We start from the raw sequence: 14,424 nt of genomic DNA on the forward strand, positions 1-14,424 counted from the left end.
TCAGGCTCTTATAGCCCCAAACCCCCTCAGTCTCCAAAGGACTGGGGGGTTTTGCGTTTGGGCAAGGCAAACCTGGCGGCACTGCAGTGGTTGAATGGTGTCTGCGGCATTGCCGGCCGGCACCGTCTGTCTGCCTTGCTTTGTACCTGTCCCCCACACTATTTGATCGCCATGCAGCTGCAAGACATTCTGTACTCCCAGGGATTTGGAACCCGGCGCGTGTGCGCCGGATTGGTGCAGCAGGGCTGGGTGCAGGTGAGTACCTCCGGTGTGGCGGGGGAGTACGTGTCCTGCACCGAGGCCTCGGCCGATTTCGACGCCGACGGACTGCAGTTGCGCGTGCAGGGCGTGGACTGGCCGTACCAAGAGAAGGCCTATGTGCTGCTGCACAAGCCGGCGGGCACGGAGTGCTCGCAAAAGCCCTCGACCTATCCCAGCATCTATTCGCTGTTGCCGTCTCCCCTGCGCCAGCGTCCGAGCAAGACGGCCATACAGGGCGTCCAGGCCGTGGGGCGGCTGGACCAGGACACGACGGGCATGCTGCTGCTCAGCGATGACGGCCAGTTCATCCACCGCATGAGCTCCCCCAAGAAGCATGTGCCCAAGGTCTACCAGGTCACCACCAAGCACCCTGTGGACGAGGCCCAGGCCAGCAAGCTGCTGGCTGGCGTGGTGCTCGACGACGACCCCAAGCCCGTGCGCGCTGCGACCTGCGTGGTGGTGGATACGCACCGCCTGGACCTGACCTTGACCGAAGGCAAGTACCACCAGGTCAAGCGCATGCTGGCCGCCGTGGGCAACCGCGTGGAGGGCCTGCACCGCTCGCAGATCGGCAGCATGCCGCTGCCGGCCGATCTGGCACCCGGGCAATGGCGCTGGCTGAGCGCCGACGATCTCAAGACGCTGACGACGGCTCCGGCCTGAGGAGCGGCGCTTTCGAGGCTATTGCGGCGTTGTCAGCCCTTTGGCGGCGCCAGACGAGGGCGCCTTCTTGATCCAATCGGTCCCCATGCGCAGTTGTTACGCCTTCGGGAAGGAGGGGCGCTACTCCCGGCGCTACACTTGCGGACTGTCTTGAAAGTGCTTGGTTGTTTGTGAAGATTTTTTCCCCCGTGCGCGCATGCGCCGCCCTGGCCGGCCTGGTGTTGCTGTGGGGCAGTGCTGCATTGGCAGCGGTGCCGCCGATTTTTGTGCTGAACTCGCTGGAGGCCAACGTCAGTGTGATCGATCCACTGACCTGGACGGAGACCTCGCGCATCCCCACCGGCAAGGAGCCGCACCACCTGTACCTCACGCCCGACGAGCGCTCGCTCATCGTGGCCAATGCGCTGGGTGACACGCTGACCTTCCTGGACCCGCGCACGGCGCAGGTCCAGCGCACGGTGCGCGGCATCGTGGACCCCTACCACCTGCGCTTCACGCCCGACATGAAATGGCTGATCACGGCGGCCAACCGGCTCAACCATGTGGATTTCTACCGCTGGGATGGCAAGGAGCCTACGCTGGTCGCACGCGTGAACACCGCCCGCACCCCGAGCCACATGTGGATCGACAGCCGCAGCACCACGGTCTACGTGTCCATGCAGGACAGCGACGAGCTGGTGGCCATCGACATCGCCACGCAGGTGGTCAAGTGGCGCATCAAGACCGGCCCCATGCCGGCCGACGTGTATGGCAGCCCGGATGACAAGCATGTCTTCCTCGGCCTCACCGGGGGCGACAGCGTCGAAGTTTTCGACGTCTCGGGCCGCGAGCCGCGCAGCATCAGGAAGATCAAGACCGGCAATGGCGCGCACGCCTTTCGGGCGGCGGGCGACGGCAAGCACCTCTACGTGAGCAACCGGGTGGCCAACTCCATCAGCAAGATCGACATGGCCTCCATGGCCGTGGTGGACAGCTACCCCGTGCCCGGCGGGCCCGACTGCATGGAAGTCTCGGCCGACGGCCGCTTCATCTACGTGAGCTCGCGCTGGGCGCGCAAGCTGTCGGTGGTGGACACCGAGGCGAAGAAGGTGGTGCGCCAGGTGCCCGTGGGCAAGTCCCCGCACGGCGTCTGGACGCTGCAGCACGCCCCCCGGTAACAGCGGCATGACTGCTGGCATGGCTGTGGCTTGCACTGCGAGGGCGGTCTTGCCCTGGGTGTGGCTGCTGGCGGTGCCTGCAGGCCTGGCGCAAGGCAGCGCGCCAGCCCCCGCCGACGACTGCACCAAACCCGTCTACCTGACCCTGGACACCGGCCACATGGAGGTGGCCCCGCTGATGGCCGATGTGCTCAAGCGCCATCAGGTGCGGGTGACCTTCTTTGCGGCGCAGGAGCGCACCAAGGAGGGCGATGGCAGCCTGGGCGAGCACTGGGCACCCTGGTGGCGGGCCCGCGCGGCCGAAGGCCACGCCTTTGCCTCCCACACCTGGGACCACACCTACTGGCGCGCCGACCTGGGAACCGCCTCCAAGCCATCCTTCAAGGTGCGCCCTTCGGCCGGCCCGCGCGCAGGGCAGGATTTCACGATGACGGCGGCCGAATACTGCGCCGAGATCACCAAGGCCGCCGACCGGCTGCAGGCCATCACCGGGCAAAAGCCCTTGCCGCTGTTCCGCGCGCCGGGCGGCAAGACGTCGCCCCAATTGATCGCCAGCGCCCAGGCCTGCGGCTACACCCACGTGGGCTGGTCGCCTGCGGGCTTTCTGGGTGACGAGCTGTCCACCGCGCAGGCCAGCAACGAGGCGCTGCTGCGCAAGGCGCTGCGCGACATCCGCGCGGGCGACATCCTGCTGGCGCACCTCGGCATCTGGTCGCGCACGGACCCCTGGGCGCCCGCCGTGCTGGAGCCGCTGATCGTGGGGCTGAAGGAGCGGGGGTTTTGCTTCAGGACACTGCGCGAGCACCCGGACTACGCTACAAAGACCGTGCGGTGATGCCGGGCGGCAGCGGCATATGAGGCGACAGCAACAGGAGCGGGGAACGTTATGGAGTGGTTGAGCTCGGTATTCGACGGTGCGCAGCAATGGCTGTTCGAGACCGTGGTGCAGCCATTGATGTTCGCGGGCGGCCTGGGCAACCTGCTGGAGGATGGCTACGACGCCACTGGCTGGCTGCTGGTGGGCCTGCTGCAGCTGGCCGTCATCATCGCCGTCATCGGGCCGCTGCAGCGCTGGCGCCCGGTGGAGCCGGTGACCAACCGCGCCACCATCCGCACCGACATCCTCTACACCCTGCTGCACCGGCTGGGCCTGTTCCGCGTGGGCCTGTTCTTTGCCATCGACCCGCTGATGGACGCGCTGTTCGGCGAGTTGCGCATGTCGGGCATCAGCACCTTCCACCTCGATGGCATCTGGCCCGGCGTGACCGACGTGGCCTGGGTCAGCCTGCTCATGTACCTGGTGGTATTCGACTTCGTGGACTACTGGATCCACCGCGGCCAGCACCATTTCGAATGGTGGTGGCGGCTGCATTCGCTGCACCACTCGCAGCAACAGATGACGATGTGGAGCGACAACCGCAACCACCTGCTGGATGACATGCTGCGTGATACCATCCTGGTGGTGGTGGCCCAGCTCATCGGCGTGGCGCCGGGGCAGTTCGTGGCCATCGTGGCCATCACGCAACTGAGCGAAAGCTTCCAGCACGCCAACGTGCGCCTGTGGTTCGGCCGCCTGGGGGAGCGCCTGTGGGTGAGCCCCCGCTTTCACCGGCTGCACCACAGCATCGGCATCGGGCACGAAACCATCAAACCGGCTGCTGCGGGCGAGAAGGCGCCGCGCGTGGTGCTGGGCGGCCACAACTTCGGCGTGCTGCTGCCCTGGTGGGACATGCTGATGCGCACCGCCAACTTCGAGCAACGCTACGACCCCACGGGCGTGCGCGACCAGGTGGAGCCCGGGCCCGACGGCCGCACGCGCGACTATGGGCGCGGCTTCTGGTCGCAGCAATGGCGCGGGGTGCTGCGCTTGTTCGGAAAGGCTTAGACCCGCTTCGCTGCCACGTCGCGCACCAGCCCCCAGGCCACTTCGGCCACGGGCGCCAGGGCGCGGTTGGCCCGCCGCACCAGCACGATGGCCCGCTCCACGCGGGGGGTGAGCGGTCGCACCTCCAGGCCCTGGAGCCCTGCGGGCGGCAAGGCCAGCGTGGGCACCACCGAGATGCCCAGGCCCGCATCCAGCATGCGGAAGATGGTGGTCACATGGCCCACCTCCTGGGCCACCAGTGCCTGCACGCCATGCTGGTGCAGCGCATCGTCGATCAGCCGGCGGCTGCCCGAGGCATGGTCGAGCAGCACCAGCGGTTCGCCATCCAGGGCGGCCCAGCGTACGCTGCGCTGGCGCGCCAGCCGGTGCGTGGGCGGGCAGACCAGGCAAAAGGGTTCCGAGAGGATGGCTTCGGCATGCAACTCATCGCTTCGCCCCGGCTCGGGTTCGATCACCACGCCGAAATCCACCTCGCCCGAGAGCACGCTGGCCAGTGCATCGTGCTGCATGCGGTCCAGCAGCAGCAGTTCCAGCCCTGGGTGCTCCTGCCGACAGCGCGCAATGCATTCGGGCAGCAGGTTGGCCGACAGGGTGGGGCTGCTGGCCACGCGCACCCGACCCTGGCGCTGCGTGGCCAGGCCACGCACATCGAGCAGCACGCTGTCCAGGTCTTCCAGCACCCGCGCCAGGCGCACCGCCAGGCTGCGGCCCGCCTCCGTCAACACCACCTCGCGCGTGGTGCGGTCCAGCAGCTTGATGCCCAGGTGTTGCTCCAGCTCGGTCACGCAGCGGCTCACGGCGGGCTGGGTCAGGCCGATCTGGTCGCCCGCGCGCGTGAAGCTGCTGTGCAGCGCCACGGCCTGGAAGACACGCAATTGGCGCAAACTGGGGTGTGCCATGGCCTATTTCCCCTTCGCGCGGGCCATGGCGTGGGGATGGATGCGCGAAGCGCGGCGCAGCCCATGGCGGGCCATGGGCAAGCCGTGCGACAAAGCAGACGCCGCACGCCGTGGGCCGCGCGTGGGGAAATAGGCCATGGCACACCCTTGGTTCATGAGGATTTATTATAAATTCATCAAATCAATCCATTTCTCTTGGGGTGGCAAACACGGTCCAATCAGTGCATACCGTTTCTTATGGGCTCACGCCCCTTGCTTGCATGGCCCGCTCCCGTTTGCTTCCCGACAATTTCACGCTTTACCTCGTCGCCACGGTCATCGCCGCCAGCCTGCTACCAGCCTCTGGCAGCTTTGCCCGGGGGCTGGAGGTTGCCACCACGGCGGCCGTGAGCCTGCTGTTCTTCCTGCACGGGGCCAAGCTCTCGCGTGAGGCCATCCTGGCCGGCATCGGCCACTGGCGGCTGCACCTCGTGGTGGTGGCCAGCACCTTCGTGCTGTTCCCGCTGCTGGGCTGGGCGCTGCGCCCCGTGCTTGAGCCGCTGGTCACGCGCGACCTGTACACCGGCATCCTCTACCTGTGTGCGCTGCCGGCCACAGTGCAGTCGGCGATTGCCTTCGTCTCCATGGCGCGCGGCAACATCCCTGCGGCCGTGTGCAGCGCCTCGGCATCCACGCTGCTGGGCGTGGCATTCACGCCGCTGCTGGTGGGCTTGCTGATGTCACAGAACGCGGCCATGGGCGATCCGCTGGCTGCCATGGGCCGCATCGGCCTGCAACTGCTGCTGCCTTTTGCCATCGGCCACCTGCTGCGCCCCTGGATCAGCGGCTTTTTGCAGCAGCGCGCGTCCGTCATGAAGGTGGTGGACCAGGGCTCCATCCTGCTGGTGGTGTACGCCGCCTTCAGCCACGCCGTCATCGACGGCCTGTGGTCCCAGGTGCCCCCCATGGCTTTGGCCGGCCTGCTGGCCGTGTGCGCGGTGCTGCTGGCGCTGGTGCTCACCCTCACCACCTGGAGCGCGCGGCGCATGGGCTTCTCCAAGGAAGACGAGATCACCATCGTTTTCTGCGGCTCCAAGAAGAGCCTGGTCAGCGGCGTGCCCATGGCCAACGTGCTGTTTGCCGCCAACGTGGCCGGCGCCATCGTGCTGCCGCTGATGCTGTTCCACCAGATGCAGCTCATGGTCTGCGGCGTGCTCGCGCAGCGCTATGCGCGGCGCGGGCTGGATGCCGGCAAACCAGTGGGCGCACAGCCCGAACAGGCCTGATAGGCACAGCGGGAACCCGCGCAACCGCCGGGCGGTGCAGGGTTTCATCAAGAGCGGCGAGGCTCGCGGTATGCTCACGCGCATGGGACTACTGCTGGACTCTTTCTGGCGCGCCGCGGCGTACTGCATGCGCCCCCGCGTCATCCTCCTCTCGCTGCTGCCATTGCTGCTGATGGCGGCGCTGGCGTTCGGGCTGGGCTACCTCTACTGGGATGTGGCGGTGCAGAGCATGCACTCACTTCTTGATGCCTCCCCCATGCTCAAGAATTTCTGGGGCTGGCTCGAGGGCTGGGGCCTGGGCAGCGTGGTGTCTGCGCTCGCCCCCATGATGGTCATCCTGGCGGCCACGCCGGTCCTGGTCGTGGTGTCGCTGCTGCTGGTGGCGGTGCTCATGACCCCGGCGCTCGTGACCCTGGTCGCCGAACGGCGCTTTCCCGACCTCGCGCGCAAGAAGGGCGGCTCCTTCTTCGCCAGCGTGGCCTGGTCCGTGGGCTCCACGGTGATGGCGCTGGTGGCGCTGGTGGTGTCCGTGCCGCTGTGGCTGGTGCCCCCGCTGGTGCTGGTGCTGCCGCCGCTGATCTGGGGTTGGCTCACCTACCGTGTGATGGCCTTCGATGCCCTGGCCGAACATGCCAGCAAGGAGGAACGCAAGCGGCTTTTCCAGCGCCACCGCGCCAGCCTGCTGGGCATCGGCATCATCACCGGCTACCTGGGCGCCGCACCCAGCATCGTCTGGGCATCGGGCGTGCTGTTCGTGGCCGCTTTTGCCATCCTGGTGCCGATGGCGATCTGGATCTACATGCTGGTGTTCGCGTTCTCCTCGCTGTGGTTCACGCATTTCTGCCTGGCAGCGCTGCAGGAGCTGCGCGAGGACGATGTCCGCGCCACCATGCCCGTGCCCTCGCGCCTGCCGCTCGACACGCTGGCGCCCGCGCCCGCCATCGAAGACATCGCGCCGCCCGCCATCAGTGCGCCAGAGCCCGCAGCGGCCAGCCTGCCAGCCCGCGGCACCTTCTCTACCGATCCCCGCACCCCATGACCCCTACCTTCGGCCTCATCATCGTCGGCGACGAAATCCTCTCGGGCAAGCGTGCCGACAAGCACATGCCCAAGGCCATCGAACTGCTGGCCGCGCGCGGCCTGGCCCTGTCGTACGCGGACTACGTGGGGGATGACCCCGCGCGCATCACGGCCACGCTGCAGCGTGCCTTTGCCTCGGGCGACGTGGTGTTCTCGTGCGGCGGCATCGGTGCCACGCCGGACGACCACACCCGCCAATGCGCAGCGCGGGCGCTGGGCGCCGAGCTGGCCCTGCACCCCGAGGCCGAGCGCCTGATCCGCGAGCGCATGCAGGACGTGGCGCGCGAGCAGGGCCTGCCCTACGAGCCCGACCGCCACGACAACCTGCACCGGTTGAACATGGGCATGTTCCCCGTAGGGGCCCGCACCATTCCCAATCCGTACAACAAGATTCCCGGCTTCACCTGCGACAGCCCGGGCAGTGAGGGCGGCGCCGTGCATTTCGTGCCGGGCTTTCCCGTGATGGCCTGGCCCATGATCGAGTGGGTGCTGGACACCCTGTACGCCGAGCACTTCAACCGCACGCCCCAGACCGAACACTCGGTGGTGGTGTTCGGCGCCATGGAGGCAGCGCTCACGCCGCTCATGGAGCAGATAGAAAAATCGCACGCCGGGGTGCGGGTGTTCAGTTTGCCCAGCGTGGATCATCCACAATACGGGCGGCATATTGAACTGGGCGTCAAAGGCCCGACACAGGCGCTCCCCGCAGCATGGACGGACCTCAAAAATGGCCTGCACGAATTTGGTGCAGAACTTGGCCCTGAAATGGTGCGCAACCTGTAATGTGCAATGGGGGTTGTCGTGGTGCACCAAGTTTGTGCGTCCAGCCGTCCTCGCCAGACCCCAGGACGGGCCGCTGCTCCGCGATAGTGCGGTGATTGCACTCCGCTGGCACGCAAACTGCTTTTATTTCGGCAAATTCTTTTTTCAACAAGCGCTTTTACCCAGGAGAACCTGATGGCCAAGACCGTTGCAGACGTGATGAAGATCGTGAAGGAAAACGAGGTCAAGTTCGTTGACTTCCGTTTTACCGATACCCGGGGCAAGGAACAGCACGTGACCGTGCCGGTTTCGCACTTCGATGAAGACAAGTTCACGTCGGGCCACGCATTTGACGGTTCGTCGGTGGCTGGCTGGAAGGGCATTGAAGCCTCGGACATGCAGCTCATGCCCGACCCCAACACCGCCAACATCGACCCCTTCTTCGAAGAAACCACGCTGTTCCTGCAGTGCGACGTGATCGAACCCGGTGACGGCAAGGCCTACGACCGCGACCCACGCTCCATCGCCAAGCGCGCCGAAGCCTACCTCAAGGCCTCCGGCCTGGGCGACACGGCCTTCTTCGGCCCAGAGCCAGAATTCTTCATCTTCGACGGCGTGCGCTGGTCCAATGAACCCGGCAAGGTCATGTTCGAGATCGAAGAGTACGAAGCCCCCTGGAACTCGGGCGCCAAGCTCGAAGGCGGCAACCGCGGCCACCGTCCCACCGTCAAGGGCGGCTACTTCCCCGTGCCTCCCGTCGACAGCACGCAGGACATGCGCGCTGAAATGTCCCTGATCCTCGAATCCCTGGGCATCCCGGTCGAAGTGTTCCACCACGAAGTGGCAGGCGCTGGCCAGAACGAAATCGGCACGCGTTTCAGCACGCTGGTCGAGCGCGCCGACTGGACGCAGGTCCTGAAGTACGTGGTCTGGAACGTGGCCAACGCCTACGGCAAGACGGCTACCTTCATGCCCAAGCCCTACGCTGGCGACAACGGCTCCGGCATGCACGTGCACCAGTCCATCTGGAAGGACGGCAAGAACCTGTTCGCAGGCGACGGCTACGCCGGCCTGTCGGACTTCGCGCTGTACTACATCGGCGGCATCATCAAGCACGCACGTGCCCTGAACGCCATCACCAACCCCGGCACAAACTCGTACAAGCGCCTGGTGCCCGGCTTCGAAGCCCCCGTGAAGCTGGCCTACTCGGCCCGCAACCGCTCGGCCTCGATCCGCATTCCTTACGTTGCCAACCCCAAGGGCCGCCGCATCGAAGCGCGCTTCCCCGATCCATCGGCCAACCCTTACCTGGCCTTCTCGGCCCTGATGATGGCCGGCCTGGACGGCGTGGAAAACAAGATCCATCCCGGCGAAGCTGCCACGAAGGATCTGTACCATCTGCCACCCGAGGAAGACAAGCTGGTGCCTACCGTCTGCCACAGCCTGGACCAGGCCCTGGAATACCTCGACAAGGACCGCAGCTTCCTGACCAAGGGTGGCGTGTTCACCGACTCCATGCTCGATGCCTACATCGACCTGAAGATGACCGAAGTCACGCGCTTCCGCATGGCTCCCCACCCTGTCGAGTACGACATGTACTACTCGCTGTAATCCGCCCCACCCGGCGGTTACCCGAAAAGGCGGCGCAAGCCGCCTTTTTTCATGGCGCCGCTGATTCGGTGTGCACGGAACCAACACCGGCCAGCGAGCCTCTGAACCGGTGTATGGCTGTGGTGCCATCCGCCAGCGTTCGCCTTTGCCACCAGGGCCGCCCCGGCTTTGGACGGCCCTTGCCGCACCGTTAACCCCTCACGGCCGCAGCACTTGCCGGATTGGCGATGCGGGTTGATTCGGGGATACTCTCTGGCTGTACTGTGCATTTGCTGCTCGCGCGAGGAATTTCCATGAAGAAGACTGTTACCACCCTGTTGTTGCTTGCTGCCCTGGCCCCCGTTGCCGGCTGGGCCCAGGACCGCATCTACCGCTGTGGCAATGAGTACACGAACAACGCGACCCAGGCCAAGGAGCGTGGCTGCAAGCTGGTCGAAGGCGGCAATGTGACTGTGGTGCAGGGCTCGCGTCCAGCAGCAGCTGCAGGTGGCACTGCCGCGCCTGCCGCTGGCAGCGCCCCGTCTGCATCGCCGCCGAACGCCCCGCGCGTGAGCAGCAACGACCAGAAGGCCCGCGACTCCGATGCGCGTGCCATCCTCGAATCCGAACTGCGCAAGGCCGAGGCGCGCCATGCCGAGCTGGTCAAGGAATACAACGGCGGCGCGCCCGAGCGCAACGCCCTGGATCTGCGCAACCCGCAGCGCTACATTGAGCGCACGGCCGAACTCAAGGCCAGCGTGTCCCGCAGCGAGAGCGACATCGCCGGCATCAAGCGTGAGTTGGGCCGCGTGGCCCCCGCCAATTGAGGCCGGACCCACGCGTGAGTACTCCACCGGACCATTCCCTCTCGCCAGATACCGGGCGCTTTCATTCGCTGGACCTGATGTCCACGCTGGTGGCGGTACTGCGCGCCGACGGCGCCGTGCAGTTCGCCAATGCGGCGCTGGAAAACACCCTTGGCCTGTCGCGCCGCACCCTCGAAGGGGGTGATTTCTCCACCTTCTTCACCGACCCGGCCCTGTTGCAAACCGCGCTGGCCGGTGCCCGCGTGCAGGATTTTGCGGCGCTGCGCTACGAAGCCAGCCTGAAACGCCTGCACCAGGACCCCGTGCCCGTGCATGTCAACGTGGCGGCGGCGGAGCAGGCCGGTGAGATCTTGGTGGAACTGTGGCCGCTGGAGCAGCAGGCCCGCCAGGACCGTGAGGAGCGCCTGCTCGACCAGGCCCAGGCCAACAAGGAGCTGATCCGCAACCTGGCCCACGAGATCAAGAACCCCCTGGGCGGCATCCGTGGCGCGGCCCAGTTGCTGGAGATGGAGCTCGAAAGCCGCGAGCTCACCGAGTACACCCAGGTCATCATCCACGAGGCGGACCGCCTGCAAAGCCTGGTGGACCGCCTGCTGGCCCCGCACCGCCACCCGCACCTGGTGGGCGACGTCAATATCCACGAGGTGTGCGAGCGCGTGCGCTCGCTGGTGCTGGTGGAGTACCCGCAAGGCCTGCGTGTGCAGCGCGACTACGACACCTCCATCCCAGAGTTCCGCGGCGACCGGGCGCAGCTCATCCAGGCACTGCTCAACGTGGTTCAGAACGCGGCGCAGGCACTGGCCGAGCGCATTGCTGCGGGCGATGCGGTGATCACCTTGCGCACCCGCGTGGCCCGACAAGTAACGTTTGGTCGCCAGCGATATCGGCTGGCACTGGAATTGCATGTCATCGACAACGGACCGGGCGTACCCGATGCCATCAAAGAGCGTATTTTTTACCCTCTGGTGTCGGGTCGGGACGGCGGATCGGGGCTGGGACTCACGTTGGCGCAAACCTTCGTACAACGGCACCACGGATTGATTGAATGCGACAGCGTACCGGGTCGCACCGACTTCCGATTCCTGATCCCCTTGCCCTGAGGTCCCTGACACGCAACCACAGGGAAGGTAAGACAAAGATATGAAGCCGATCTGGTTAGTAGATGACGACCCCTCGATCCGCTTCGTCCTGGAAAAGGCGCTGGCCCGGGAGAACCTGCCCACGCGCAGCTTCACCCACCCGCGCGAAGTGCTCGACGCGCTGGCCGACGTCACCGCAGGCGACCCCGCCCGCCAGGGCCCCCAGGTCCTGGTGAGCGACATCCGCATGCCTGGAGGCTCGGGCCTGCAGCTGCTCGAAAAAGTACGCGAACTGCAGCCCGGTCTGCCCGTCATCATCATGACGGCGTATTCCGACCTGGACAGCGCCGTTTCGGCCTTCCAGCGCGGCGCGTTCGAATACCTGCCCAAACCCTTCGACCTGCCCAAGGCGGTGGAGCTGATCCGCCGCGCGGTGGAAGAAAGCCAGCGCGAGGAAGTGACCGAAGAGCGCCAGGCCGAAACCCCCGAGATGCTGGGCCAGGCGCCCGCCATGCAGGACGTGTTCCGCGCCATCGGCCGGCTCAGCCAGAGCCAGGTCACGGTGCTGATCACCGGCGAATCGGGCTCGGGCAAGGAACTCGTGGCGCGCGCGCTGCACAAGCACTCGCCCTGCGCAGAGGGGCCCTTCGTGGCCATCAACACGGCGGCCATCCCCAAGGATCTGCTGGAATCCGAACTTTTCGGCCACGAGCGCGGTGCCTTCACCGGCGCCCAGACACAGCGGCGCGGCCGATTCGAGCAGGCCGAGGGGGGCACGCTCTTCCTCGACGAAATCGGCGACATGCCGTTTGACCTGCAGACGCGCCTCTTGCGCGTGCTGTCGGACGGCCAGTTCTACCGTGTGGGCGGCCATGCGGCCGTGAAGGCCCATGTGCGCGTGATCGCAGCCACCCACCAGGACCTGGAGCGGCGCGTCAAGGAAGGCGGTTTCCGCGAGGATTTGTTCCACCGCTTGAACGTCATCCGCCTGCGCCTGCCCGCGCTGCGCGAGCGCCACGAAGACGTGCCCATGCTCACGCGCCACTTCCTGCAGCAGAGCGCGCGCCAGCTAGGCGTGGAGCCCAAGCGCATTGCCGACTCGGCCCTGGCGCGGCTGGAGCAGTTCGCCTTCCCCGGCAACGTGCGCCAGCTCGAGAACATCTGCCACTGGCTGACGGTGATGGCGCCCGCGCAGGTGATCTCGCTGCAGGACCTGCCACCCGAGGTGCTGGAGGCCCCGGTGTTCCAGGCGCCTGCGCGTGCCGCCGTGGCCGACGGCCATGCCGCGGCACCGCAGCCGGTGATTGCCATGCCCGTGGCCGCCATTGCGCATCCGCCCGAAATGGTGGGGGGGCTGCATGCCGTCGCACCCTCGGCACCGCAGTTCGTGGCCGCCGCGCCGGCTGCTGCCTGGGCTGCCGACACGGCTGCCCCCGCCGCGTCGGCCAGCCCTGTGTTGAGCTGGGAGCAGGCGCTGGAGGCCGAGGCGCAAAAGCTCCTGTCCGGCGGCCAGCCCGAGGTGTGGGATGCCCTCACCCGCCGCTTCGAGTCGCGCCTGATCCGCACGGCCCTGGTCGCCACCCACGGCCGCCGGATGGAAGCCGCGCAGCGCCTGGGCATCGGCCGCAACACCATCACCCGCAAGATCCAGGAGCTGGGCCTGGACGCGCCGGACGAGGGCTGAGCTTTCCTGCCAGTGGGGCATGGTCAAAAGGGCTTCGGGACATGTTCCGAAGCCCTTTTTTCTTTGCTTGTCTGGGGATGCGCAGCGCTCCTACAGGTCGCGCCAGCAGGGCTGTGTAGGCTGTGAGGCCTGCTCCAAAGCTGAGGACCTGCCATGCACCTCGAAGGCTCCTGCCATTGCCGCGCCGTCCGCTTCTCGCTCGAAGCCGACAGTCCCGTGCCCTTCATGCACTGCCACTGCTCCATCTGCCGCAAGACGGCGGGCGGGGGCGGCTACGCCATCAACCTGGGCGGCGATGCGCGCACGCTCAAGGTCCAGGGCGCCAGGCACCTGGGCACCTACCATGCGGTCATGCGCGAAGAGGGCCAACGCGCCAGGCGCTCCAAGGCCGAACGCAAGTTCTGCCTGCAATGTGGCAGCGCCCTGTGGCTATGGGATCCGCGCTGGCCCGAACTGGTCCATCCCCATGCCTCGGCCATCGACACCCCCCTGCCCAAGCCCCCGGAGCTGGTCGAAGGCATGCTCGAATTTGTGGCCAACTGGGTCGATGTGCCCAAGGGCAAGGGCCACAGGCACTACCAGGCGTTTCCAGCCGAATCACTGGCCGAGTGGCATGAGCGGCATGGGCTGAAAGGCTGACGCGCAGGGTCGAGGACCCAACGCGCATGGTCATCACCGTTCCTTGTTTCCGACGAAGGTGCTGCCGTACACGGTCATGAGAAAAAGAAACATCAAAATGTGGAACAGGTAGTCGCCAACGCGGTTCTTGTCCTTCAAGTACCTGGCCTTGGACTGTTCGTAAGAAACCAGGGTGGTCTGGTCGGTCCGAATCTCAAAGCAGAGCGGGATTTGCTCGTACATTTTTGCTGTCGACATCAGCACGGTCACGGGCTGGTCCCTCAGTGAACGCATCAGGTCAAGGTTGTCGGCGTGATTCTGGCTCAGGCAGCTGGGCCCGCCGCTTCCTGCAGCGCAGTTGCATTTTTTCAAATTGCCGTCACTCGCTTCAACAGTGGTCGCGTACCCTTTGCTGTTGGGTCTGATGAAAGGCATCTTGTAGATGCCGTGCACTTCCGTCAAATCGCTTTTCTCCGGGATTTCCAGCATGGCAAGACGCAGTACAGGAAAAATGGATGCGGCGGCAGCCATCCACCATATCCATCGGAACTTCGCAAAAAGGAGCCGCCAGATGGCGCTGGGCAAATGCATGTTTTTCGCGTTGTCGTAGGTCGTTGGGCTGTCTGGCGCCCGCATCATCGCCGACATGGCCGA

Annotated in this window: 14 protein-coding genes; 12 read left to right on the forward strand and 2 right to left on the reverse strand. The window is 66.1% G+C overall.

Going from position 1 to position 14,424, the window contains the following annotated elements:
• Positions 1 to 171: 171 nt before the first annotated feature.
• The 4 genes from ASE31_RS26540 (at position 172) to ASE31_RS26555 (ending at position 3,966) form a co-directional block, all read left to right on the forward strand.
• Positions 172 to 924 carry a 16S rRNA pseudouridine(516) synthase gene (locus tag ASE31_RS26540; RefSeq protein ID WP_057206179.1) on the forward strand — a complete coding sequence of 251 codons (753 nt, stop codon included), beginning with the start codon at positions 172 to 174 and terminating at the stop codon, positions 922 to 924.
• Positions 925 to 1,094: 170 nt separating this feature from the next.
• Positions 1,095 to 2,081, forward strand: coding sequence for a YncE family protein (locus ASE31_RS26545; RefSeq protein WP_057206181.1), 987 nt, complete (start codon positions 1,095 to 1,097; stop codon positions 2,079 to 2,081).
• 19 nt (positions 2,082 to 2,100) lie between these two features.
• Positions 2,101 to 2,916, forward strand: coding sequence for a polysaccharide deacetylase family protein (locus ASE31_RS26550; RefSeq protein WP_369819503.1), 816 nt, complete (start codon positions 2,101 to 2,103; stop codon positions 2,914 to 2,916).
• A gap of 51 nt (positions 2,917 to 2,967) precedes the next feature.
• Positions 2,968 to 3,966 (forward strand): sterol desaturase family protein, encoded by a 999-nt coding sequence (locus ASE31_RS26555; RefSeq protein WP_057205509.1) that lies wholly within the window; start codon positions 2,968 to 2,970, stop codon positions 3,964 to 3,966.
• On the opposite strand, the gene ASE31_RS26560 is transcribed toward ASE31_RS26555, so the two are convergent.
• Positions 3,963 to 4,865, reverse strand: a complete 903-nt coding sequence (locus tag ASE31_RS26560; RefSeq protein WP_057205511.1) for a LysR family transcriptional regulator — start codon at positions 4,863 to 4,865, stop codon at positions 3,963 to 3,965. The two genes, ASE31_RS26555 and ASE31_RS26560, sit on opposite strands and share 4 nt — an antisense overlap.
• 260 nt (positions 4,866 to 5,125) lie before the next feature.
• On the opposite strand from ASE31_RS26560, the gene ASE31_RS26565 reads away from it, so the two are divergent.
• From ASE31_RS26565 to ASE31_RS26600, 8 genes are all read left to right on the forward strand, one after another.
• The gene (locus ASE31_RS26565) at positions 5,126 to 6,130 is read left to right on the forward strand and encodes a bile acid:sodium symporter family protein (RefSeq protein ID WP_057205513.1); all 1,005 of its coding nucleotides are present in this window, start codon (positions 5,126 to 5,128) and stop codon (positions 6,128 to 6,130) included.
• A gap of 70 nt (positions 6,131 to 6,200) precedes the next feature.
• Positions 6,201 to 7,169: an EI24 domain-containing protein gene (locus tag ASE31_RS26570; RefSeq protein ID WP_082604388.1), complete on the forward strand. Its 969-nt coding sequence runs from the start codon at positions 6,201 to 6,203 to the stop codon at positions 7,167 to 7,169.
• Positions 7,166 to 7,993, forward strand: a complete 828-nt coding sequence (locus ASE31_RS26575; RefSeq protein ID WP_057205515.1) for a molybdopterin-binding protein — start codon at positions 7,166 to 7,168, stop codon at positions 7,991 to 7,993. Before ASE31_RS26570 ends, ASE31_RS26575 begins: the two co-directional genes overlap by 4 nt.
• Positions 7,994 to 8,167: 174 nt before the next feature.
• Positions 8,168 to 9,583 carry a type I glutamate--ammonia ligase gene (gene glnA / locus ASE31_RS26580; protein ID WP_007854205.1) on the forward strand — a complete coding sequence of 472 codons (1,416 nt, stop codon included), beginning with the start codon at positions 8,168 to 8,170 and terminating at the stop codon, positions 9,581 to 9,583.
• Between the two features lie 293 nt (positions 9,584 to 9,876).
• Positions 9,877 to 10,389 (forward strand): hypothetical protein, encoded by a 513-nt coding sequence (locus ASE31_RS26585; RefSeq protein WP_057205517.1) that lies wholly within the window; start codon positions 9,877 to 9,879, stop codon positions 10,387 to 10,389.
• 77 nt (positions 10,390 to 10,466) lie between these two features.
• Positions 10,467 to 11,489: a nitrogen regulation protein NR(II) gene (gene glnL, locus ASE31_RS26590; RefSeq protein ID WP_057205519.1), complete on the forward strand. Its 1,023-nt coding sequence runs from the start codon at positions 10,467 to 10,469 to the stop codon at positions 11,487 to 11,489.
• A 40-nt stretch (positions 11,490 to 11,529) separates the two neighbouring features.
• Positions 11,530 to 13,152 carry a nitrogen regulation protein NR(I) gene (gene ntrC / locus ASE31_RS26595; RefSeq protein ID WP_057205521.1) on the forward strand — a complete coding sequence of 541 codons (1,623 nt, stop codon included), beginning with the start codon at positions 11,530 to 11,532 and terminating at the stop codon, positions 13,150 to 13,152.
• Between the two features lie 153 nt (positions 13,153 to 13,305).
• Entirely contained in the window at positions 13,306 to 13,791 is a 486-nt protein-coding gene (locus tag ASE31_RS26600; RefSeq protein ID WP_057205523.1) for a GFA family protein, read from the forward strand.
• A gap of 33 nt (positions 13,792 to 13,824) precedes the next feature.
• On the opposite strand, the gene ASE31_RS26605 is transcribed toward ASE31_RS26600, so the two are convergent.
• A complete protein-coding gene (locus ASE31_RS26605) occupies positions 13,825 to 14,418 on the reverse strand; it encodes a hypothetical protein (RefSeq protein ID WP_057205525.1) in 594 nt (197 codons plus the stop codon).
• Positions 14,419 to 14,424 lie beyond the last annotated feature (6 nt).

This window comes from Acidovorax sp. Root217 (assembly GCF_001428645.1).
In the GTDB taxonomy this organism is placed as follows: domain Bacteria; phylum Pseudomonadota; class Gammaproteobacteria; order Burkholderiales; family Burkholderiaceae_C; genus Acidovorax.